General features: G+C 72.3%; 16 protein-coding genes. 9 read left to right on the forward strand and 7 right to left on the reverse strand.

Annotation, left to right across the window (positions count from 1 at the left end; all coding sequences use genetic code 11):
• From ACH4S8_RS15800 to glgB, 3 genes are all read left to right on the forward strand, one after another.
• Positions 1-324, forward strand: a 324-nt coding sequence (locus ACH4S8_RS15800; RefSeq protein ID WP_398394139.1) for an alpha-glucosidase C-terminal domain-containing protein, incomplete at its 5' end; no start/stop codon positions are given.
• A 760-nt stretch (positions 325-1,084) separates the two neighbouring features.
• A complete protein-coding gene (locus ACH4S8_RS15805; RefSeq protein ID WP_398394141.1) occupies positions 1,085-2,491 on the forward strand; it encodes a phosphotransferase in 1,407 nt (468 codons plus the stop codon).
• Between the two features lie 48 nt (positions 2,492-2,539).
• Positions 2,540-4,870, forward strand: a complete 2,331-nt coding sequence (gene glgB, locus ACH4S8_RS15810) for a 1,4-alpha-glucan branching enzyme (RefSeq protein ID WP_398394143.1) — start codon at positions 2,540-2,542, stop codon at positions 4,868-4,870.
• 57 nt (positions 4,871-4,927) lie between these two features.
• Here the strand turns inward: glgB and ACH4S8_RS15815 are convergent, their stop codons facing one another.
• The 4 genes from ACH4S8_RS15815 to ACH4S8_RS15830 form a co-directional block, all read right to left on the reverse strand.
• Positions 4,928-7,225: a HelD family protein gene (locus tag ACH4S8_RS15815; RefSeq protein ID WP_398394145.1), complete on the reverse strand. Its 2,298-nt coding sequence runs from the start codon at positions 7,223-7,225 to the stop codon at positions 4,928-4,930.
• A gap of 185 nt (positions 7,226-7,410) precedes the next feature.
• On the reverse strand, positions 7,411-7,743 hold the full coding sequence (locus tag ACH4S8_RS15820) for a thioredoxin family protein (RefSeq protein WP_398394147.1): 333 nt from the start codon (positions 7,741-7,743) through the stop codon (positions 7,411-7,413).
• The gene (locus ACH4S8_RS15825; RefSeq protein ID WP_398394149.1) at positions 7,740-8,168 is read right to left on the reverse strand and encodes a MerR family transcriptional regulator; all 429 of its coding nucleotides are present in this window, start codon (positions 8,166-8,168) and stop codon (positions 7,740-7,742) included. The genes ACH4S8_RS15820 and ACH4S8_RS15825 overlap by 4 nt, the downstream gene beginning before the upstream one ends.
• A gap of 62 nt (positions 8,169-8,230) precedes the next feature.
• Positions 8,231-8,752 (reverse strand): Lrp/AsnC family transcriptional regulator, encoded by a 522-nt coding sequence (locus tag ACH4S8_RS15830; protein WP_398394151.1) that lies wholly within the window; start codon positions 8,750-8,752, stop codon positions 8,231-8,233.
• 146 nt (positions 8,753-8,898) lie between these two features.
• Between ACH4S8_RS15830 and ACH4S8_RS15835 the strand changes: the two genes are divergently transcribed.
• Together ACH4S8_RS15835 and ACH4S8_RS15840 are read left to right on the forward strand one after the other, a co-directional pair.
• The gene (locus tag ACH4S8_RS15835) at positions 8,899-9,801 is read left to right on the forward strand and encodes an NAD-dependent epimerase/dehydratase family protein (RefSeq protein WP_398394153.1); all 903 of its coding nucleotides are present in this window, start codon (positions 8,899-8,901) and stop codon (positions 9,799-9,801) included.
• 1 nt (position 9,802) lies between these two features.
• A complete protein-coding gene (locus ACH4S8_RS15840) occupies positions 9,803-10,708 on the forward strand; it encodes an aldo/keto reductase (RefSeq protein ID WP_398394155.1) in 906 nt (301 codons plus the stop codon).
• Here ACH4S8_RS15840 and ACH4S8_RS15845 read toward each other — a convergent pair.
• Together ACH4S8_RS15845 and ACH4S8_RS15850 are read right to left on the reverse strand one after the other, a co-directional pair.
• Entirely contained in the window at positions 10,698-11,462 is a 765-nt protein-coding gene (locus ACH4S8_RS15845) for a DUF2127 domain-containing protein (RefSeq protein ID WP_398394157.1), read from the reverse strand. The two genes, ACH4S8_RS15840 and ACH4S8_RS15845, sit on opposite strands and share 11 nt — an antisense overlap.
• A gap of 68 nt (positions 11,463-11,530) precedes the next feature.
• Positions 11,531-13,387, reverse strand: a complete 1,857-nt coding sequence (locus tag ACH4S8_RS15850; RefSeq protein WP_398395017.1) for an MFS transporter — start codon at positions 13,385-13,387, stop codon at positions 11,531-11,533.
• 178 nt (positions 13,388-13,565) lie between these two features.
• Here ACH4S8_RS15850 and ACH4S8_RS15855 point away from each other — a divergent pair, with 178 nt between their 5' ends.
• Positions 13,566-14,183 (forward strand): TetR/AcrR family transcriptional regulator, encoded by a 618-nt coding sequence (locus tag ACH4S8_RS15855; RefSeq protein ID WP_398395020.1) that lies wholly within the window; start codon positions 13,566-13,568, stop codon positions 14,181-14,183.
• A 126-nt stretch (positions 14,184-14,309) separates the two neighbouring features.
• Here ACH4S8_RS15855 and ACH4S8_RS15860 read toward each other — a convergent pair whose 3' ends face one another.
• Complete coding sequence (locus ACH4S8_RS15860) at positions 14,310-15,725, reverse strand: cation:dicarboxylate symporter family transporter (RefSeq protein WP_398394160.1); 1,416 nt, start codon at positions 15,723-15,725, stop codon at positions 14,310-14,312.
• Between the two features lie 381 nt (positions 15,726-16,106).
• Here ACH4S8_RS15860 and ACH4S8_RS15865 point away from each other — a divergent pair, with 381 nt between their 5' ends.
• The 3 genes from ACH4S8_RS15865 to ACH4S8_RS15875 all read left to right on the forward strand — a co-directional run bounded on the left by ACH4S8_RS15865 (position 16,107) and on the right by ACH4S8_RS15875 (position 19,446).
• The gene (locus ACH4S8_RS15865) at positions 16,107-17,849 is read left to right on the forward strand and encodes an ATP-binding protein (RefSeq protein ID WP_398394162.1); all 1,743 of its coding nucleotides are present in this window, start codon (positions 16,107-16,109) and stop codon (positions 17,847-17,849) included.
• Positions 17,846-18,523, forward strand: coding sequence for a response regulator (locus ACH4S8_RS15870; RefSeq protein ID WP_398394164.1), 678 nt, complete (start codon positions 17,846-17,848; stop codon positions 18,521-18,523). The genes ACH4S8_RS15865 and ACH4S8_RS15870 overlap by 4 nt, the downstream gene beginning before the upstream one ends.
• Before the next feature lie 293 nt (positions 18,524-18,816).
• Positions 18,817-19,446: an XRE family transcriptional regulator gene (locus ACH4S8_RS15875; protein WP_398395022.1), complete on the forward strand. Its 630-nt coding sequence runs from the start codon at positions 18,817-18,819 to the stop codon at positions 19,444-19,446.
• Positions 19,447-19,458: the final 12 nt, after the last annotated feature.

The raw sequence follows: 19,458 nt of genomic DNA on the forward strand, positions 1-19,458 counted from the left end.
CGCATGATCGAGATCCGCAAACAGAACAAGGCCTTCGGACTCGGCTCCTACACCGAACTCCCCTCCTCCAACCCCGCCGTCCTCGCCTTCCTGCGCGAAGCACCCACGACCGAGGGCGAAGGGGACGACGACCTCGTGCTGTGCGTGCACAACTTCTCCCGCTTCGCCCAGCCCACCGAACTCGACCTGCGCGAGTTCAACGGCAGGCACCCGGTCGAACTCATCGGCGGCGTCCGGTTCCCGGCCATCGGCGAACTGCCGTACCTGCTGACCCTGGCCGGCCACGGCTTCTACTGGTTCCGCCTGCGCAGGGACGCCGCCTGACGCGCCGCCCGGGACATCGTCCGGAACCCGACCGGGTTCCGGACGCGGTCACGTTTCGACAACGCGGCCTCCACACTTCGTTCACATGCTTCCCAGAACGATCACACCCACCTAGTCTGATCTTGGCCACCTCCACGGAGGCCACTCCCTGGGGGGGAGTTCACGGCATGTGCGCAGCACGGGAACGGATGGGATCGCCCAGGCCAGGCACCGTTTCATGACGGATCCCCTTCTCGGCGGACCGGCGCCCCGCACCGGCGGGCGGCCTCGCGGCCGGCCGGCCACCGACCCGACGTCGTGCACGTCCTGTGAAGACCGTGGCGACGGGACGAACCCGGGAACCCGCTCTGTATCCCGGGTGACGGCCCGCCCTGTCGCCGCCCTCGGTCCGACCCGCACTCGGACACGGAAATCCCGCGGACTCCGCGGCTCTTCCCCCTGGCCGGCGCGGGGGATTCGCAAGCCCCGAGCGAACATCCCCCGCGCCTCTCCCCGGTGGCCCGGCGGCGCGGCGGCGCGGCGGCGCGGGCGGCGCGGCGGCGCGGGCGGCGCGGCGGCGCGGGCGGCGCGGGCGGGAGTGAACGTCGCAAGGGTGTCCAGGTCTGGTATCACACACCGGAATTGGACACCCTTGTGCCGGGTCCGCAGGAAATCTCCCGGACCCGCTCGACCGAAAAGGCCCCCGGGCGGGGCGGTTTCCACGGCTTCGCCCGGGGCACGCATGCAGGAACACCCCGACTCCGGGGAAAGGACGCGACCCATGTCGGAAGCCGTCACACGCACCGCACCCCCAGGTCCCGGCCTTCTGGCGTCCCTGGACCCGCTCCTGCGCACCTGGCTGCCGCGGCAGCGCTGGTTCGCCGGCAAGGGACGGCCCGTCACCGGGCTCTCGCTGGTCACTGCCACCGAGTTACTGCCGGCGAACGGCCCGCTCGGCCTCTACCACCTGCTGGCGCGCGCCCACCAGCCGCCCGCCCCGGGCGCCCCGGCCGTCCCCGGCGACTGCTACCAGTTGCTGATCGGCGTGCGCGAGGCGCTGCCGCCGCGGCTGGCGCCGGCGCTGATCGGGCATCTGACCGAGGGGCCGCTCGCCGGACGCACGGTGTACGAGGCCCTCCACGACCCCCAGCCCGCCGATGTGCTCCTGGAGGCCCTGCGCTCCCGGGCCCGCATCGGCGGGCTGCGTTTCGAGCGGGACGCCGGGCAGGAGATACGGCCCGGGCTCGTGCCGCGGATGATGACCGCCGAGCAGTCCAATTCGTCGGTGGTCTACGGCGACACCTTCATCCTGAAGTTACTGCGGCGGATCGTGCCCGGCATCAATCCCGACCTCGAACTGCCGCTGGCCCTGGCCCGCGAGGGCTGCGCGCGGGTGCCGGCGCCCACCGCCTGGCTGCGCGCCGAACTGTCCGGGCAGTCGTACGTCCTGGGCGTGCTCCAGCCGTTCGTGCAGGGCGCCTCGGACGGCTGGGAGCTGGCGCTGCGCGAGCTCGCCAAGGGCGAGGACTTCGCCGCCGAGGCACGGGAGCTGGGGCGCGCCACCGCCGAGGTGCACGCGGCACTCGCCCGCGCGCTGCCCGTGGTGTCCCTCGGCCACGACCGGCTGCGGCCCCTGGCCGACGCCATGGCCGAACGGCTGGAGGCCGCGGCGCGGGCGGTGCCGGTGCTCCGGCCCCACGCGCCCGGTCTGCGGACCGCGTTCGAGGCGCTGGCCGATCTGTCCGCCGAGGGCCACACGTGGACGGCCCAGCGCATCCACGGCGATCTGCACCTCGGCCAGTGTCTGCGCTCCCCGGACGGGCGGTGGTCGCTCATCGACTTCGAGGGCGAACCCTCGAAACCGCTCGCCGAGCGCCGTCTGCCCCAGCCCCCGGCACGCGACATCGCGGGCATGCTCCGCTCCTTCGACTACGCGGCCCACTCCCTGCCCCGGGTGCCCGGCACCACCGGGACACCGCCGGCGACCGACTGGGCCGACGTCTGCCGGGCCGCCTACTGCACCGGATACGCCGAGGCCAGCGGTCTCGATCCGCGCACGGATCCCGTACTGCTGCGCGCCTTCGAGACCGACAAGGCGGTGTACGAGGTCGTGTACGAGGCCCGGCACCGCCCGGACTGGCTGCCGGTTCCGATGGCGGCGGTGCGGCGGCTGGCCGCGTCGCCCTGATCCCCCTGTGCCCTGCCCCCAGCTCACCCGCCCGAGGAGGCCCTGCCCGTGACGCCCCGCCCCCGGTCCGACAACACTCCGAAGAAGAACAGAGCGAAGAAACCGGCCGCCGAGGACACGAAACCCGCCGGGCGGCCGACGGCCGGGAAACCGGCCGGAAGCAGCCCCGTGCCGTCCGCGGGCGGTTCCGTGTCCGCCGGGGTCGGTCCGGCGGACCGGCAGCGGCTGCTCGACGGTACGCATCACGATCCGCACGGAGTGCTGGGGGCCCATCCGATGCCGGACGGCGTCGCCTTCCGGGTCTTCCGCCCGTACGCGCTCGGGGTCACCGTCGTGACGGACGGCCTGCGCGCGGAACTGGGCGACGACGGGGACGGCTTCTTCTCGGGGCTGCTGCCGCTGCGCGCGGTCCCGGACGCGTACCGGCTGCTCGTGGCCTACGAGGGGACGGTGCTGGAGACCGAGGACGCGTACCGGTTCCTGCCCGCGCTGGGCGAGCTGGACCTGCACCTGATCGGCGAGGGCCGGCACGAGGAGCTGTGGCAGGCGCTCGGCGCCGAGCCGATGGAGCATCAGGGCGTCGCCGGCACGCGTTTCACCGTGTGGGCCCCGAACGCGCGCGGCGTCCGGGTGGCCGGCGGCTTCAACTTCTGGGACGGCACGGGGCATCCGATGCGGTCGCTGGGCTCCTCCGGGGTGTGGGAGCTGTTCGTTCCGGCCGTCGGCGAGGGCGAGTTGTACAAGTTCGACATCGCCCGCCCCGACGGTTCCCGCACGCTGCGCGCGGACCCGATGGCCCGCCGTACGGAGGCACCGCCCGCCACGTCGTCGATCGTCCACGCCTCCCACCACGAGTGGCGCGACACGGAGTGGATGGCGAAGAGGGCCGGCCGGCCGGCCCACGAGGCGCCGTTCTCGGTGTACGAGATACATCTGCCTTCCTGGCGACCGGGCCTGACCTACCGTCAGCTCGCCGACCAGCTCCCCGCCTACGTCACCGACCTCGGCTTCACCCATGTCGAGCTGATGCCCGTCGCCGAGCACCCCTTCGGCGGCTCCTGGGGCTACCAGGTCACCGGGTTCTACGCGCCCACCGCACGCCTGGGCACCCCCGACGACTTCAAGCACCTCGTCGACGCCCTGCACCGCGCCGGCATCGGCGTTCTCATGGACTGGGTCCCCGCCCACTTCCCGCGCGACGACTGGGCCCTCGCCGAGTTCGACGGCCGCCCCCTGTACGAGCACGCCGACCCGCTCCGCGCCGCCCATCCCGACTGGGGCACCCTGGAGTTCGACTACGGCCGCCGCGAGGTCCGCAACTTCCTCGTCGCCAACGCCACCTACTGGTGCGAGGAGTTCCACATCGACGGCCTGCGCGTCGACGCCGTCGCCTCCATGCTCTACCTCGACTACTCCCGTGAACCCGGCCAGTGGACGCCCAACGAGCACGGCGGCCGCGAGAACCTGGACGCGGTCGCCTTCCTCCAGGAGATGAACGCCACCGTCTACCGCCGCAACCCCGGTGTCGTCACGATCGCCGAGGAGTCCACCGCCTGGGACGGCGTCACCCGGGCCACCCACCACACCGGCCCCGGCGGCTTCGGCGGCCTGGGGTTCGGGCTGAAGTGGAACATGGGCTGGATGCACGACTCGCTGGAGTACATGCGGCACGAGCCGGTCCACCGCAAGTACCACCACGACGAGATGACCTTCTCGATGGTGTACGCCTACAGCGAGAACTACGTCCTGCCGATCTCCCACGACGAGGTCGTGCACGGCAAACGCTCGCTCGTCTCCAAGATGCCCGGCGACTGGTGGCAGCAGCGCGCGAACCTCCGCGCCTACCTCGCCTTCATGTGGGCCCATCCCGGCAAGCAACTCCTCTTCATGGGACAGGAGTTCGCCCAGGGTGCCGAGTGGTCCGAGGCCCACGGCCCCGACTGGTGGCTCCTCGACCCCTCCTACGGCGCCGAGGCCGACCACCGCGGGGTCCGCGACCTGGTCCGCGACCTCAACACCGTCTACCGGCACGAGCCCGCGCTGTGGGAACGCGACACCGCCCCGTCCGGCTTCTCCTGGATCACCGGTGACGCCGCCGACGACAACGTCTTCGCGTTCCTGCGCCACGCCGCCGACGGCACCCCCCTGCTCGCCGTCTCCCACTTCTCCCCCGCCGTCCGCCACGGCTACCGCCTCGGCGTCCCCGAGGACATCCCCGCCTGGCGCGAGGTCCTCAACACCGACGACCTGCGCTACGGCGGCAGCGACGTCACCAACCCCGACCCCGTCAAACCGGAACCCACCGGCCGGCACGGCCGCGCGGCCGGCATCCAGCTGACCCTGCCGCCGCTGGCGACGGTGTGGCTGCGGCCGGCCTAGCCGGGCAGCGCCTGCCCGGTCCCCGGCGGCACCACCGCCGGGGACCGGGCAGGGCCGTCACCGCAGGCCGGTGCCCCGCAGCGACGCGGGCAGTTCGCCGGTGTACAGGACGCCCAGCGCCTGGGTGGCCCGGGTCAGTGCCACGTACAGGTCGCTCGTCCCGTACGCCGAAGGCTCGACCACCAGCACCGAGTCGAATTCCAGCCCCTTGGCCTGCCGGGGGTCGAGGAGCACCACCGTGCGGGTGAGGTCGGGCTCCGCGCCCGCCGTCACCCCGTCCAGCCGGCCGGCGAGCGCCGCGTGCAGGGACTTCGGCGCGATCACCGCGAGCCGCCCCTCGGCGGGGGTCAGTTCCGCGACGGCCTCGGCGACCGCGCCGGGCAGGTCGGCCCCGGCCTCCCGGGCCCAGGGCCGTACCCCGGTGGACCGGACGGAGCGCGGCGGCTCGAACCCGGGGCGCTCGGCCCGCACCACACCGGCGGCCACGTCCATGATCTCGGACGGGGTGCGGTAGTTGACGCCGAGCCGGGTGTGCTCCCAGCGGTCCTGCACGTACGGGGCGAGGATCTCCTCCCACGAGCCGACCCCCGCCGCCTCCGCGGTCTGCGCGGGATCGCCGACGAGCGTCATCGACCGGGTGGGGCTGCGGCGCATCAGCAGCCGCCAGGCCATCGGCGACAGCTCCTGCGCCTCGTCCACGATGATGTGGCCGAAGGCCCAGGTCCGGTCGGCGGCGGCGCGCTCGGCGGCGCTGCGGTGGTCGTCCTCCTCGTGCCGCTCGGCCATCCGCTCGGCGTCGATGATGTCGTGCGCGGACAGGATCTCGGAGTCCTCCTCGTCCTTGTCCTCGAACTCGTAGGTCCGCGAGGCGTAGGAGACGTCCAGCACGCCCTGCGCGTAGGCGATCTGCGTACGGCGTTCCCGGTCGGCCAGTGCCCGTGTGAGACGGTCGTCCTCGCCGAGGAGTTCGGCGGCCTCGTCGAGAAGGGGCACGTCCGCGGCGGTCCAGTCGGCAGGGCCGGTCGACGGGCGGTGGATCGCCGCCGCGTCCTCGTCCGGGACATGGCCGTACGGGTCGGCCAGGAAGTCGGCGACCAGCCGCCGCGGGGTCAGTCTCGGCCACAACCGGTCGACGGCCGACCAGACTTCGGGGTTCTCGGCGAGTTCGTCGCGGATCTGGGTGATGTCGCCCGGGTCGAGGAGGTTGGAGCCGTCGAAGGGATCCGTGCCGATGCGTTCGGCGAGCATGTCGGTGAGCGTGTTGAGGATGTGGCCCTCGAAGTGCTCACGGGCCGCGTTGTGGGGCAGACCGGCCGCGCGGGTGCGGTCCCTGGCGACCTGGACGAGGCCCGCGTCGAGCATGAGGACGTCCCGGTCGTGCTCGATGGCGATCACCGGGTCGGGCAGGGCCTGCCGTTCCCGGACGACCCCGGCGAGGACGTCGGCCATGTCGGCGCGGCCCTTCACGGCGGCGGCCCCGGGTGTGTCGACGGCCGTCGCGTGGACGCCGGGGAAGAGTTCGCCGACGGTCGAGAGCAGCACGCCGGTCTCCCCGAGCGAGGGCAGCACCTCGCCGATGTAGCCGAGGAAGGCCGGATTGGGGCCGACGATCAGGACGGCGCGCTTGGCAAGCAGTTCCCTGTGTTCGTAGAGCAGGTACGCGGCGCGGTGCAGGGCCACGGCCGTCTTGCCCGTGCCGGGGCCGCCCTCGACGACCATGACGCCCCGGTGCGGCGCGCGGATGATCCGGTCCTGCTCGGCCTGGATGGTCTGCACGATGTCGCTCATCCGGCCGGTGCGGGCCGAGTTGAGCGCGGCGAGCAGCACGGCGTCGCCGGTCGGGTCCTCGTGGCCGGTGCGTTCGCGGTCGCCGAGGTCGAGGATCTCGTCGTGCAGGTCGGTGACGTGCCGGCCCGCGGTGCCGATGTGCCGGCGGCGGCGCAGGCCCATCGGGGTGTGCCCGGTGGCCAGGTAGAAGGGGCGGGCGACCGGGGCCCGCCAGTCGATCAGGACCGGGGTGCGTTCGATGTCGTCGGCGCGGATGCCGATGCGGCCGATGTGGTGGCTGACGCCGGCGGCGGGCCCGCCCTCCACGGGGGACAGATCGATGCGGCCGAAGCAGAGCGAACCGTCCACGGCGTTGAGCGCGGCCAGCAGACCCGAGCGTTCGGCGACCAGGACGTCCCGTTCGAGCCGCGCCTGCATGGGTGTGTTGCCCTGGGCGAGGGCGTCCCCGACGGAGGTCTCGGCGGCACCGCGCAGGGCGTCCACGCGCGCGTACAGCCCGTCGATGAATTCCTGCTCACTTCGCAGTTCATCGTCGGGGAATTCTGTGTGCGTTCCCTTGTTTGACAATTCTGCTCCCACCCAGATATACTGCGGCTACTGAACTTCTTCACGTCTTCATTCCTCGAAGTCGTGAATCATCGAATATACGCAGAGAAATCCCCCGGGCGCAATTGCCCAGGGGATTTTTTGTGTACCGGCTCATGCGCCGGTGCCCGTGCCGGTTCGCCGGGAGGCCCGCCTGCCGGGGGGAATCAGAGCACGTCGTCCAGCTCCTGCAGCAACCGCCGCTTGGCCCGGGCGCCCACCATCGACTTCACGGGCTCGCCGTCGCGGAAGACCATGAACGTCGGCATCGAGAGCACGCCGTAGGCCAGCGTCGTCTCGGGATTGGTGTCGACGTCCAGCTGGACGACCTTGAACCGGTCGGCCTCCTCGAAGGCCAGCTCGCCGAGCACCGGCCCCATCTGCCGGCACGGCGGACACCAGTCGGCCGTGAACTCCACCAGCACGGGCAGATCCGAGCCGATCACCTCCGCCCCGAAGTCCGCGTCCGTCACCTCGGCCACGCCTGCCGCCCTGATCATCGCGTCCGCCCTCCCAGTTCGCACACGGGTTCCGGACCACCCGGAACCTCGGCGTCGGCGGCCAGCGCGTCCCGCGCCCGCTCCGCCCGCGCCAGTTGCTCGCCGACCTGTGCGCGCACCGACCGCAGCTCGCCGATCAGCGCGTCGAGCTCGCCGAGCTTGCGCCGGTAGACGTCCAGGGACGCCGGGCACGCGTCGCCCTCGGGGTGCCCGGCCCGCAGACACTCGACGAAGGGCCGCGTCTCCTCCAGGTCGAACCCGAAGTCCTGCAGCGTCCTGATCTGCCGCAGCAGCCGCAGATCGTCCTCGTCGTACGTCCGGTACCCGTTCTCGCCCCGCCGCGCGGACAGCAGCCCCCGCGACTCGTAGTAGCGCAGGGTCCGCGTGGTCGTCCCGGCCCGTGCGGCCAGCTCGCCGATTCGCATGACCCCGACGGTAGTCCTTGACGCCGACGTCAAGGCAAGCGTGCTCGGGCCCGTCGGACGGGTCAGCGTGAGGCGCGCGGGAGCAGCGGCTTGCGGTCCACCGGGGACGACAGCACGATCGAGGTCGTCGTCCGCCCGAGCGCGGAGGTCTGTTCCAGGACGTCCTCCAGGTGGATCGTGTCCTCGACGGCGACCTTGAGGATCCAGCAGTCCTCGCCGACGACGTGGTGGACCTCGGTGACCTCGGGGCGGGCGAGCAGTTCCAGGGTCCGCGGGTGCTTGAGCGTGTAGCCGCCGTGCGGATTGACGCGGATGAAGGCCTGGATGCCGTAGCCGAGACGGGACGCCGACACCTGGGCGCCGTACCCGGTGATCGCGCCCGTCGCCTCCAGTCGGCGCACCCGCTCCGCGACCGCGGCGGGACTCAGCCGGACGCGGCGGCCCAGCTCGCTGAGCTTGATGCGGCCCTCGCTCTGGAGCAGTTCCAGGATCTGCCGGTCGAGCGCGTCGAAGCCCACCGGCGTTTCGCCGGAGACGGCGCGCGGATGCCGTGTTTCTTTCGGTGCTACAGCCGGATCTCCCATGTCTCCCCCTTCGGAACCGACCTCTGCGACGGGAGAATTATGACCACAGGCCGACGCACCGTGAACGACCGGAGAACGGTGGCCGGCACGGGGAGCGGGACGCATGGGTGCATGGGGCACGGGTGCGGGGAAAAGGGGAGGGCGACATGCGGGAGATCTGCGTCATCGGCGGAAACCGGTATTTCGGAAAACGTCTCATAGCCCGGCTGATCGCGGCGGGAGACCGGGTCACCGTCGTCAACCGCGGCTCGTCCGCGCCGCCCGCCGGGACGGTCCATCTGATCGCCGACCGCGACGACGAGAAGTCCCTGGAGGAGGCGCTGGGCTCACGGGTCTTCGATGTCGTCGTCGACCAGGTCTGCTACACCCCGCGGCAGGCGGAGATCGCCCGCCGGGTCTTCGCGGGGCGCACCCGCCGGTACGTGATGACGTCCACCGTCGAGGTGTACGAGTACGAGGACTCGGCGGACCCGGTCGGCGAGGACGCCGTGGATCCGCGCACGGTCGCCGTGGACACCGAACTCCCCTGGGACGACCAGGAGTTCCTCGAGGCGCACTACGGCGAGGGCAAACGGCAGGCCGAGGCGGTGTTCGCGGCCGCCCCCGCCTTCCCGTACGTGGCCGTGCGCGTCGCCCATGTGCTGGGCGGGGACGACGACTTCACCGGTCGGCTGGAGCACTACGCCGACCGGATCCGCACCGGGAAACCGGTCGCCGTGCCCGCCGTGAACCACCCGGCGACCTACATCCACGTCGAGGAGATCGCCGGCTTCCTGTTCTGGACGGTGGGCGAGGACTTCACCGGCCCGGTCAACGCGGCCTCCCACGGGCCCCTGACCACACGGGAGTTGTGCGAGGCGATCGGCGCGCACCTCCCGGACGGCCGGACGGTCCTGGAGCCCGTCGAGGTGGGCGAGGTCTCCCCCTTCTCCTTCCGCCGTTCCTACGGCATGGACAACTCCCGGGCGACACGGCTCGGTTTCCGCTTCGGTGACGCGCGGACCTGGCTGCCGCGTGCCGTGGCCGAGACGCTCGGAAAGGACCGCTGACATGCGCCACCGCACTCTGGGCGGACTCCGGGTGAGCGCCGTGGGGCTCGGCGTGATGCCGCTGTCGATCGAGGGAGCGCCGGACGAGGCGCGGGCCCTGGCCACGGTGCACGCGGCCCTCGACGCGGGTGTCACGCTCCTCGACACGGCGGACTCCTATCACCTGCCCGGCGCCGGACCCGGCCACAACGAACGGCTCGTGGCCCGCGCCCTGGCGACGTACGGCGGCGACACCGCGGACGTCCTGGTGGCCACGAAGGGCGGGCGGGGCAGACCGGCCGACGGCACCTGGACGGTGAACGGCTCCCCGCGCCATCTGAAGGCGGCGGCCGAGGCCTCCCTGAAGCGGCTGGGCCTGGAGGCGATCGGCCTCTACCAGCTGCACAAGCCCGATCCCGCCGTCCCGTTCGAGGACTCGGTGGGCGCGCTGCGCGACCTGCTCGACGCGGGCACGATCCGGCTGGCCGGCGTCTCCAACACCACCGCCGACCAGATCCGCCGGGCCCACGCGATCCTCGGCGACCGGCTGGTCTCCGTCCAGAACCGGTACTCTCCCGCGGTACGCGACAGCGGCCCCGAACTGCTTCTGTGCGCCGAGCTGGGACTCGCCTTCCTGCCCTGGAGCCCGCTGGGCGGCATCTCCCGCAGTTCCCTGGACGGTCCGTCCGACGGCGGGAGAGACGCTCCGCAGGACCGGTTCGGGGCCTTCCACGCGGTGGCCCGGGAACACGGGGTGAGCCCGCAACAGGTGGCTCTCGCCTGGCTGTCGGCCCTCTCCCCCACGGTGATCCCGATCCCGGGCGCCAGCCGCCCGGGGACCGCCCGGGACTCCGCGGGCGCCGCGGACCTGGTCCTGGGCGCGGAGGACCTGGCCCGCCTGGACGCGGCCGGCCGGGTCAGACCATGACCCCGGCGGACTCCTCCACCTCCAGGAGCGAGGCGCTCCGCCGCTCCGCCTCGAACGCCCTGCGTCCGCCGCGCAGGCCGAACAGCCGTTTCGCGAGGGCGATGTAGAGGACGGCGAGGACGTTCAGGACCAGCGTCGCGATCTTCAGCCAGCTGATGTGCTCGGTGAGTTCGTAGATCTCCAGCGGGAGGAACGCGGCGGTGGCGACGACCGTGAGGTACTCCGCCCAGCGCTTGGCGTACCAGAGCCCGACCGCCTCGACGATCTCGATCAGCGCGTACGCCAGCAGCAGGCCCGCGACCAGCAGCAGCGTGGAGTGCTTGTAGCCGAAGGTCTTCTGGATGGTGCCGACCACGGGCGAGTGGTCCAGGTCGTAGTGGAAGTGCCGGAAGACCGGTCTGAGGACGTCGAGGTACTCGTCGAAGAGCCTGCGCACCGCGTCCTGGCTGTTGCTGAACTTCCACACGGCGGCGGCGACCAGCACGATGAACACCCCGCGCACGGCCCGCTCGATCGCGAGGAAGCGCAGGATGAACAGGTCACGGAGCACCTTGCCGCGCGGGACCAGGGGCGCCTCGGCGGCGGGGCCCGAGCCGTGCGGGGCGCCGAGCGCGAAGTCGCCGCAGCGCAGGCAGCGCCAGATCTCACCGAGCGCGGTCTCGGCGCGCAGCCGCACCCGCAGGCGCGGGTCGTCCGGCGCGTAGGTGACGTGCCCCTTGCGCGCACAGGTACGCCGGTCCCAGTCGATCTTCATGCTCGGTGTCCTCCGCAGAACGTTCCGTGCCGTGCCGGACGGTCCGGCACGGCACGGTAGTGCATGTTCTACGAGACGGCGGCCCGGGGGGTCACGGTTCCGCCCTCGGACTCCCCCTCGCTCCCCCCGCCGCTGCCGCCCTCGTTCTCGACCGGCTGCTCGACCTGGCTCTCGCTCTGGTTCTCGCTCTGGCTCTCGGCCCGGCTCTCGGCCTCGGCGCCGGTCGCACCCTCGACCTCGACCTCGTCCTCGACCGGGACTTCGGCATCGGTCGCCTCCTCGGCGCCGGTCCCAGCCTCCCCCTCCGTACGTGCCTTGCGCGGCAGCAGCACCGCGACCAGCACCGTGCCGACACCCAGGATCACCGCTCCGACGAGGCTGGTGTGGGCCACCGCGTCCGAGAAGGACGAGCCGACCGCGTCCGCCATCTGCCGCGCCCCGTCGGCGAGTTGACCGGCCTGGGCCTTCAACTGGGCCGCCTGTTCGGCGTTCGCCGACTGCGCGGCCTGCTCGCCGAGCTGCCGGGCCTTGTCGCCGATGCCCTGGGCGACGGCGTACCCGGCGCCCACCGAGTCCTGCGCGGTGGCCAGGGCGCCCGCCGGGAGCTTGCTGCCCGCGGTCGCGTCGGCGAGGTGCGAGGAGTACGAACTCGCCAGCACCGAACCGAGGATGGCGATGCCGAGCGAACCGCCGAGTTCGAGCGAGGTGTCGTTGACCGCGCCGCCGACGCCCAGTTCGGCCTCGGGGAACGCGCCCATGATGGCGTCCGTGCAGGGCGAGAGCGCCAGTCCGATGGCGAGGCCGAGCATGACGAGGGGCAGCACGAGGTCGCCGTACGCCGAGGAGGCGTCCACCCGGGTGAGCAGCGCCAGCGCCGCCGTGCCGCCGACCATGCCCGCGGTGACCGTGAACTTCATGCCGATGCGCGGAGTGAGGTAGCCGGTGAGCGCCGAGCCCACGAAGACGGCGCCGGCGAGCGGCAGCATCCGTACGCCGGTGTCCAGCGCGTCGTAGCCGAGGACGAACTGGAGGTGCTGGGTGAGGTAGTAGAAGGCGCCGAAGACGGCCAGGAAGAAGAGGGCGACGGCGAGGTTCGAGCCGGCGAAGCGACGGTGGGCGAAGCGCCGTACGTCGATGACCGGGCGCGGGTGGCGCAGCTCCCACAGCACGAACAGGACCAGTCCGGCCCCGGCGACCACGGCCGCGGTCACGGCCTTCACGCCCCACCCGAAGTGCGGCCCTTCGATGATCATGTAGACGAGGGAGCCGATCCAGACGACCGAGAGCAGCCCGCCGACGTAGTCGATGCGGTTGTGGTGCGCGGCCCTGGACGGCGGCACCAGGACCAGCGCGCCGACGACGGCGAGCGCGGCGATCGGCACGTTGATCAGGAACGTGGACGACCAGCCGTGGTGCTCCAGCAGGGCACCCGCGACGAGCGGACCTGCGGCGATGGCGAGTCCGGCGGTGGCGGTCCACAGGACGATCGCCTTGGCCCGTTCGGCGCGCGGGAAGGTCGCGGCGAGCAGGGACAGGGTGGCCGGCATGATCAGCGCGGCGCCGACGCCCATGACGGCACGGGCCGCGATGACTCCGGTGGCACTGCCGACGAGCGAGCCGGCGACCGCGCCGCCGCCGAAGACGACGAGCCCGAGGACGAGGGCGCCGCGGCGGCTGTACTTGTCCCCGATGGCGCCGAGCAGCAGCATCAGGGCGGCGTACGGGACGGTGTAGCCGTCGATGACCCACTGCAGGTCGGCGCTGGACAGGCCGAGGTCCCGGGTCATGTCGGGAGCCGCGACCGTGAGGGCGGTGTTCGCCATCACGATGATCAGCAGACTCAGGCAGAGGACCAGCAGCGCCCACCACCGCCTGGCGTAGGGCCGGTCCATCTGCTCGACCGGTTCGTTCATGACGAGGCGCATGGCCACGGTCGCCCTTCCTTCGTCGACGGGCGCGGAGATCGTCCGCACCAGAACTTGCACAGTGGAGTGCAACTGCACAACAGTGTGCAAGATACGAGATTGCACAGCGCTGTGCAAATGAAGGAGGTCGAGAGCCGTGATCACAGGACAGGCCACCGCCCGGCGGCGGGCGGGCAGAATGGCAGCCATGACCACGGGTAACCCGAGCCGCGCCGATGTGAACCGCCGCCGCATCCTGGACGTCGCACTCGCCGAACTGCTGCGTGACCCCGACGCGTCCATGGACCAGATCGCGCGGGCGGCGGGGGTCGTACGGCGTACGGTCTACGGGCACTTCCCCAGCCGCGAGGCGCTGGTCGGCACCCTGACCGACGAGGCCGTGGCGGCGGTCGCGGCGGCGCACGCGGCGGGCCGCGAAGGGGTCGCGGACCCGGCCGAGTCGCTGGCCCGCTCGACCCTGGCCGTCTGGGAGATCGCCGACCGCTACCGGCTGCTGGTCGCCCTCGCCCAGCGCAGCGTCACCATGCAGGGCATCCGCGAACGTCTGACGCCGGTCCGCGAGGCCTGCGCGGAGATTCTCCGACGCGGCCTGGACCAGGGCGTGTTCGCCTCGCCGCTGCCTCCGTACGCGCTGGCGTACGTGCACGAGCAGACCCTGTTCGCCCTCATGGAGGCGGTGAACGACGGGCTCCTGGCGGCGGAGGAGGCGGGCGGCTCCGCCACGGTCACCATGCTGACCGCGGCGGGCGTACCCGCCTCACGCGCCACCGAACTCGTGGCGAAGCTGAGCGGCTGAGGCCCCGGAGGAGTCAGGTGCCCCGGGGCCCCAGCCGTGACCGGGCGGCCGGGCCCGTGGGGGGATGCCCGGCCGCCCGGCGTCCCGGGGCCCCTCGGGCGGGGAGTGCCGGACGGGCCCCGGGAGCTACTGCGCCGTGGCCGGCTCCTTCTCGCCGCCCTGCTCCGGCACGTCCGCGTGGGTGTCGGGGGAGGCGTCGGCGTCGGCCGCCAGGGTCTTCTCGTCGAAGGGGATCTCTCCGGCGAGGACCCGGGACACCCGCTCCCTGTCGATCTCCTTCGTCCAGGTGCCGATCAGGACCGTGGCCACGGCGTTGCCGGCGAAGTTCGTCAGCGCGCGCGCCTCGCTCATGAAGCGGTCGATGCCGACGATGAGGCCGACGCCGTCGACCAGGGCGGGCTTGTGCGACTGGAGGCCTCCGGCCAGCGTGGCCAGGCCCGCCCCGCTGACCCCGGCCGCGCCCTTGGACGCGACGAGGAGGAAGAGCAGGAGCGGGATCTGCTCCCCGACCGCCATCGGCGTGCCCATCGCGTCGGCGATGTAGAGCGAGGCCATGGTCATGTAGATCATCGTGCCGTCGAGGTTGAACGAGTAGCCGGTCGGGACGGTGATGCCGACCACCGACTTGCCGACGCCCAGGTGCTCCATCTTCGCGATCAGCCGCGGCAGGGCGGACTCGGAGGACGAGGTGGACAGGATCAGCAGGAACTCCCGGCCCAGGTACCTCAGGAACGTGAGGATGTTCAGGCCCGTCACCACGCGCAGCAGCGCCCCGAGCACGACGAAGACGAAGAGGAAGCAGGTGACGTAGAAGCCGAGCATCAGCACGGCGAGGCTCTTGAGCGCGTCCAGGCCCGCGGAACCGGTGACGGCGGCGATGGCGCCGAAGGCGCCGAGCGGGGCCGCCCACATCACCATGGCGAGGATCCGGAACACGAGCCGCTGGATGTGCTCCACCCCGCGCAGGACCGGCTGCCCCGCCGCTCCCATGGCCTGGAGGGCGAACCCGGTCAGGAGCGCCACGAGGAGGGTCTGCAGGACCTGGCCCTCGGTGAACGCCGAGACCATCGTGGTCGGGATGATCGAGAGCACGAAGTCGACCGGCGGCAGTGCCTCCGCCGACACCTGGCCCTGGCCGGCCTGCTTGACCGCGTCGGTCATCGCCAGGCTGCTGCCCGGCTCCAGGATGTTGCCGACGACCAGACCGATGGCGAGCGCGACCAGCGACATGACCAGGAAGTAGCCGAGCGCGATGCCGCCGACGGCACCGACCTTGGCCGCCTTGCGGACTGAACCGATGCCGAGCACGATCGTGCAGAAGATGATCGGGGAGATCATCATCTTGATCAGGTTCACGAAGCCCGTACCGACGGGCTTGAGCTCGACGGCGAAGCCGGGAGCGATCAGACCCACCGCGATCCCGAGGATCACGGCGCCGATCACGGCGATGTAGAGATAGTGCGTGCGGTCCCGCCCGGCGGCGGGTGCGGCAGGTGCGGTCCGCTGTGCGCTGGCCACGGCTGCCCTCCTTGACGACGTCATCGGCATCATCCGGCGTGCGGCTCACGACCGGCGGAACCCGGCGTGCGGCTCACGTCCGGGGAAACCCGGCGTGCGGCTCACGTCCGGGAGGTCCGGGAGGCGTGGGCTCCCGGAGGGGATGAGGGGACTATCTCCCGGCATGTGAGGGCGGTCACGGTTGCGTTCATTGAGTTCACACACCCCGGACATCCGCGTCGTCACCCCCCGGGAAATCCACCTCGCCACACACCCCGGAGCACCTCCTCGGTCGCGCACTCCGGCAGCACCCGCTTCGTCACGCCCACCCGGGGCGCCCACGCCGGGGCGAGGCGTGGCCATCGGGTCGGCGGCCAGGACGCACGGGCTGGGGCGCCCGCGCCGGGGGAAGGCACACTGAACGGCATGCGTCTCCCCCGTGTCCCGCGCCCCCGCAGCCTGGCCGGCCAGCTCTTCGGCATGCAGGCCGTACTCATCGCGGTCGTCGTCGCGGGCTACGCGCTGTTCACCTACGTCGGCGACCGCAGCCAGGCCGAGGAGGCCGCGGGCCGCCAGGCGATGGCGGTCGCCCGCTCGGTCGCGGACGCCCCCTCCGTCCACGCGGCCATCGGCACGGCGAACCCCACCGAGGACCTCCAGCCGTACTCCCTGCGCGTCCAGCGGGACACCGACGTCGACTTCGTGACGATCATGAATCCGCGGGGCATCCGCTGGACGCACCCCAAGGAGAAGCTGATAGGCAAGCACTTCCTCGGGCACATCGGACCGGCGCTGGCGGGCACGTCCTTCACCGAGACGTACACGGGCAGTCTCGGCGCCTCCGTGCGCGCCGTCACCCCGATCGAGGACGGCGGGCGGACCATCGGCCTGGTCAGCGCGGGCATCAAGGTCGAGGCGATCACGGAGCGCGTCCAGGACCAGGTGACGGCCCTGATCGGGGTCGCGGCGGGCGCGCTGCTGCTGGGCGCGGTCGGCACGTACGTCGTCAACGCCCGGCTGCGCCGCTCCACCCACGGCATGAACGCGGCCGAGCTGAGCCGGATGCACGACTACCACCAGGCCGCACTGCACGCCGTGCGCGAGGGGCTGCTGATGCTGGACGGGCAGTTCCGGGTGGCGCTGATGAACGACGGCGGGCGGGAGCTGCTCGGCGTCACGGGCGACGTGGTCGGCCGTTCGCCGGCCGAACTCGGGCTGCCCGCGCCGCTGACGGGCGCGCTGCTGTCGGCCGGGCCCCGCGTGGACGAGGTCCATCTGACGGACGCGCGCGTGCTGGTCGTGAACACCTCCCCGGTGTCCGGCGGCGAGCGCCGCGGCACGGTGGTCACCCTGCGCGACGTGACCGAACTCCAGTCGCTGACGGGCGAACTGGACTCGGAGCGCGGCTTCACCCAGGCGCTGCGCTCGCAGGCGCACGAGGCGGCGAACCGGCTGCACACGGTGGTCTCCCTCATCGAACTGGGCCGCGCGGAGGAGGCCGTCGACTTCGCCACCGCCGAACTGGAGCTGGCGCAGGCCCTCACCGACGAGGTGATCTCCGCGGTCAGTGAACCGGTCCTCGCCGCGCTGCTGCTGGGCAAGGCGGCGCAGGCCAACGAGCGCGGGGTGGAGCTCGTGGTCTCCGAGGACAGCGGCATCGACGACGGACTGCTCCCGGCCTCGCTCACCCCGCGCGACCTGGTCACCGTGCTCGGCAACCTGATCGACAACGCGATGGACGCGGCGCAGGGCACGGTGGGCGCCCGGGTCACGGTGACGGCGTTCACACAGGGAGCGGCCCTGGTGCTGCGGGTCGCCGACACCGGCTCCGGGGTGGACCCCGCCCACGCCGAGCAGGTCTTCCGGTCCGGCTGGTCCACGAAACCGGCGGGCCCCGGCGGCCGTGGACTCGGCCTGGCCCTCGCCCGGCAGACGGTGAACCGGCACGCGGGCACGCTGGAGGTGCGCGAAGGGCCCGCCGGCGGAGCGGAGTTCGAAGCGCGCCTGCCGCTCCCCGCCCCGCCCGCCGACGCGGATCCGGCCGGGGACGGCACCCCTGCCGCCCCGGACACCGGGGCCGCCCCGGGCTCGGCCCCGGGCACCGGCCCGGTCCCGGGCACGCGGTCCGCCCTGCAGTCCGAGTCCGTTCTGCAGGGAGGCGGCGCATGACCGATCCGATCCGTGTGCTCGTCGTCGAGGACGATCCCGTGGCCGCCGACGCGCACGTCATGTACGTCGGCCGGGTACCCGGCTTCACCGCGGTGGGCAAGGCCCACACGGGTGCGCAGGCGCGCCGCGCGCTGGACCGTACGCCCGTCGACCTGCTGCTGCTCGACCTGCACCTGCCGGACACGCACGGCCTCCTGCTCGCGCGCTCACTGCGCGCCGCCGGCTATCACGCCGATGTCATAGCGGTGACCTCGGCACGGGATCTGGCGGTCGTGCGGGAGGGGGTGGCGCTCGGGGTCGTCCAGTACGTGCTCAAGCCGTTCACCTTCGCCACCCTGCGCGACCGGCTGATCCGGTACGCGGAGTTCCGCGCGGCGGCCGGTGAGGCGAGCGGACAGGACGAGGTGGACCGAGCGCTCGCCGCCCTGCGCGCGCCCGCTCCGGCCTCGCTGCCCAAGGGCCTGAGCGCGCCGACCCTGGAACGCGTGACCGTCGCCCTCAGGGACCATGCCGACGGGCTGACGGCGGCCAAGGTCGCCGAGGCCGTCGGCATCTCCCGGATCACGGCCCGGCGCTATCTGGAACACCTGGTGGAGGCGGGCCGGGCGGGACGCGCTCCTCAGTACGGCACGGTCGGGCGGCCGGAGCTGCAGTACCGCTGGGTGAAGGGCTGACCGGCCCGGCCCCCGGGGCGACACACCCGGTCCGCCGTCCGGTCGACTCCGTTGCGGCTCAGGCCGCTCGTGCCCCTCGGCGGGCCGCCGGAGAGCGAACACCCGCCGTGTCGGGGCACGTTCCGGACCACGACCGAAACCGTATGTTCCTACAATCTGTAATTGTGGCCGAACAGACCGTAGTCACCACCGCCCCCGGCCCATACTTTGTGCGCGTGCACCGACCGCAAGCCCAACAGCCCAACCCGCCCTTCAACGCCCCCGCCGCCCGAAGACTGCGGGCAGCGCTCGGAATGGGGCCCGAACACGTCGCGTACGGCCTGAGAGCCTCGTACGGGCTGCCGTACGCCACACCCGATCTGGTCATCGCCTGGGAACGCGGCATCACCGCGCCGAGCAGCCCCGAACTCACCGCTCTCGCAGGCGTGTTGTGGTGCTCCACGAATGAACTCATAGGCGCTCCGCGCACGTTGCGCGAACACCGCGTCGCCCGCGATCTCGCCCCGGAGGACGTGGCGCACGCTGTCGGGATCGACCTCCTCGCCTACGAGCGGATGGAGGAGTCCGGCAACTGGCGCGGCAACGAACGGCAGTCGACCGCGCTCGGCAAGGTGCTCGACCTCTCGCTGCCCGACTTCATCACCGTGACGGGCCGCGACGGCCGGCTCGCCGACCTGCTGCGCAGTGCCGTGACGACACGCTGGCAGGCCTACGTGCGCCCGGTCTGCAAGACGGTGCCGCTGGAACGCGGCCTGCTGGAGGTCGTCCTGGAGGAGCTGCACGGCGACTACCAGGGGCAGATGGCCGCCACGCTGAACTGGGGCGGCGGTCCGGCCGCCACCGGCTCGGGCGAGTCCGGCCGGGACTTCCTCGACCGGGTCGTCGAGCATTTCTGGACGGCCGTCCGCGCGAACACCTACTGAGGTCCCGGGGGC

This window comes from Streptomyces sp. NPDC021080, assembly GCF_044333225.1.
Lineage (GTDB): Bacteria > Actinomycetota > Actinomycetes > Streptomycetales > Streptomycetaceae > Streptomyces.

Bases quoted from the DNA above. Each gene is read 5' to 3' on its own strand.
- ACH4S8_RS15850 (WP_398395017.1), bottom strand. From the start codon at position 13,387: ATGCGCCTCGTCATGAACGAACCGGTCGAGCAGATGGACCGGCCCTAC.
- ACH4S8_RS15840 (WP_398394155.1), top strand. From the start codon at position 9,803: ATGCGCCACCGCACTCTGGGCGGACTCCGGGTGAGCGCCGTGGGGCTC.
- ACH4S8_RS15865 (WP_398394162.1), top strand. From the start codon at position 16,107: ATGCGTCTCCCCCGTGTCCCGCGCCCCCGCAGCCTGGCCGGCCAGCTC.
- ACH4S8_RS15825 (WP_398394149.1), bottom strand. From the start codon at position 8,168: ATGCGAATCGGCGAGCTGGCCGCACGGGCCGGGACGACCACGCGGACC.
- ACH4S8_RS15870 (WP_398394164.1), top strand. From the start codon at position 17,846: ATGACCGATCCGATCCGTGTGCTCGTCGTCGAGGACGATCCCGTGGCC.
- ACH4S8_RS15875 (WP_398395022.1), top strand. From the start codon at position 18,817: ATGGGGCCCGAACACGTCGCGTACGGCCTGAGAGCCTCGTACGGGCTG.
- ACH4S8_RS15845 (WP_398394157.1), bottom strand. From the start codon at position 11,462: ATGAAGATCGACTGGGACCGGCGTACCTGTGCGCGCAAGGGGCACGTC.
- ACH4S8_RS15860 (WP_398394160.1), bottom strand. From the start codon at position 15,725: ATGACGTCGTCAAGGAGGGCAGCCGTGGCCAGCGCACAGCGGACCGCA.
- ACH4S8_RS15820 (WP_398394147.1), bottom strand. From the start codon at position 7,743: ATGATCAGGGCGGCAGGCGTGGCCGAGGTGACGGACGCGGACTTCGGG.
- ACH4S8_RS15835 (WP_398394153.1), top strand. From the start codon at position 8,899: ATGCGGGAGATCTGCGTCATCGGCGGAAACCGGTATTTCGGAAAACGT.
- ACH4S8_RS15805 (WP_398394141.1), top strand. From the start codon at position 1,085: ATGTCGGAAGCCGTCACACGCACCGCACCCCCAGGTCCCGGCCTTCTG.
- ACH4S8_RS15855 (WP_398395020.1), top strand. From the start codon at position 13,566: ATGGCAGCCATGACCACGGGTAACCCGAGCCGCGCCGATGTGAACCGC.
- ACH4S8_RS15830 (WP_398394151.1), bottom strand. From the start codon at position 8,752: ATGGGAGATCCGGCTGTAGCACCGAAAGAAACACGGCATCCGCGCGCC.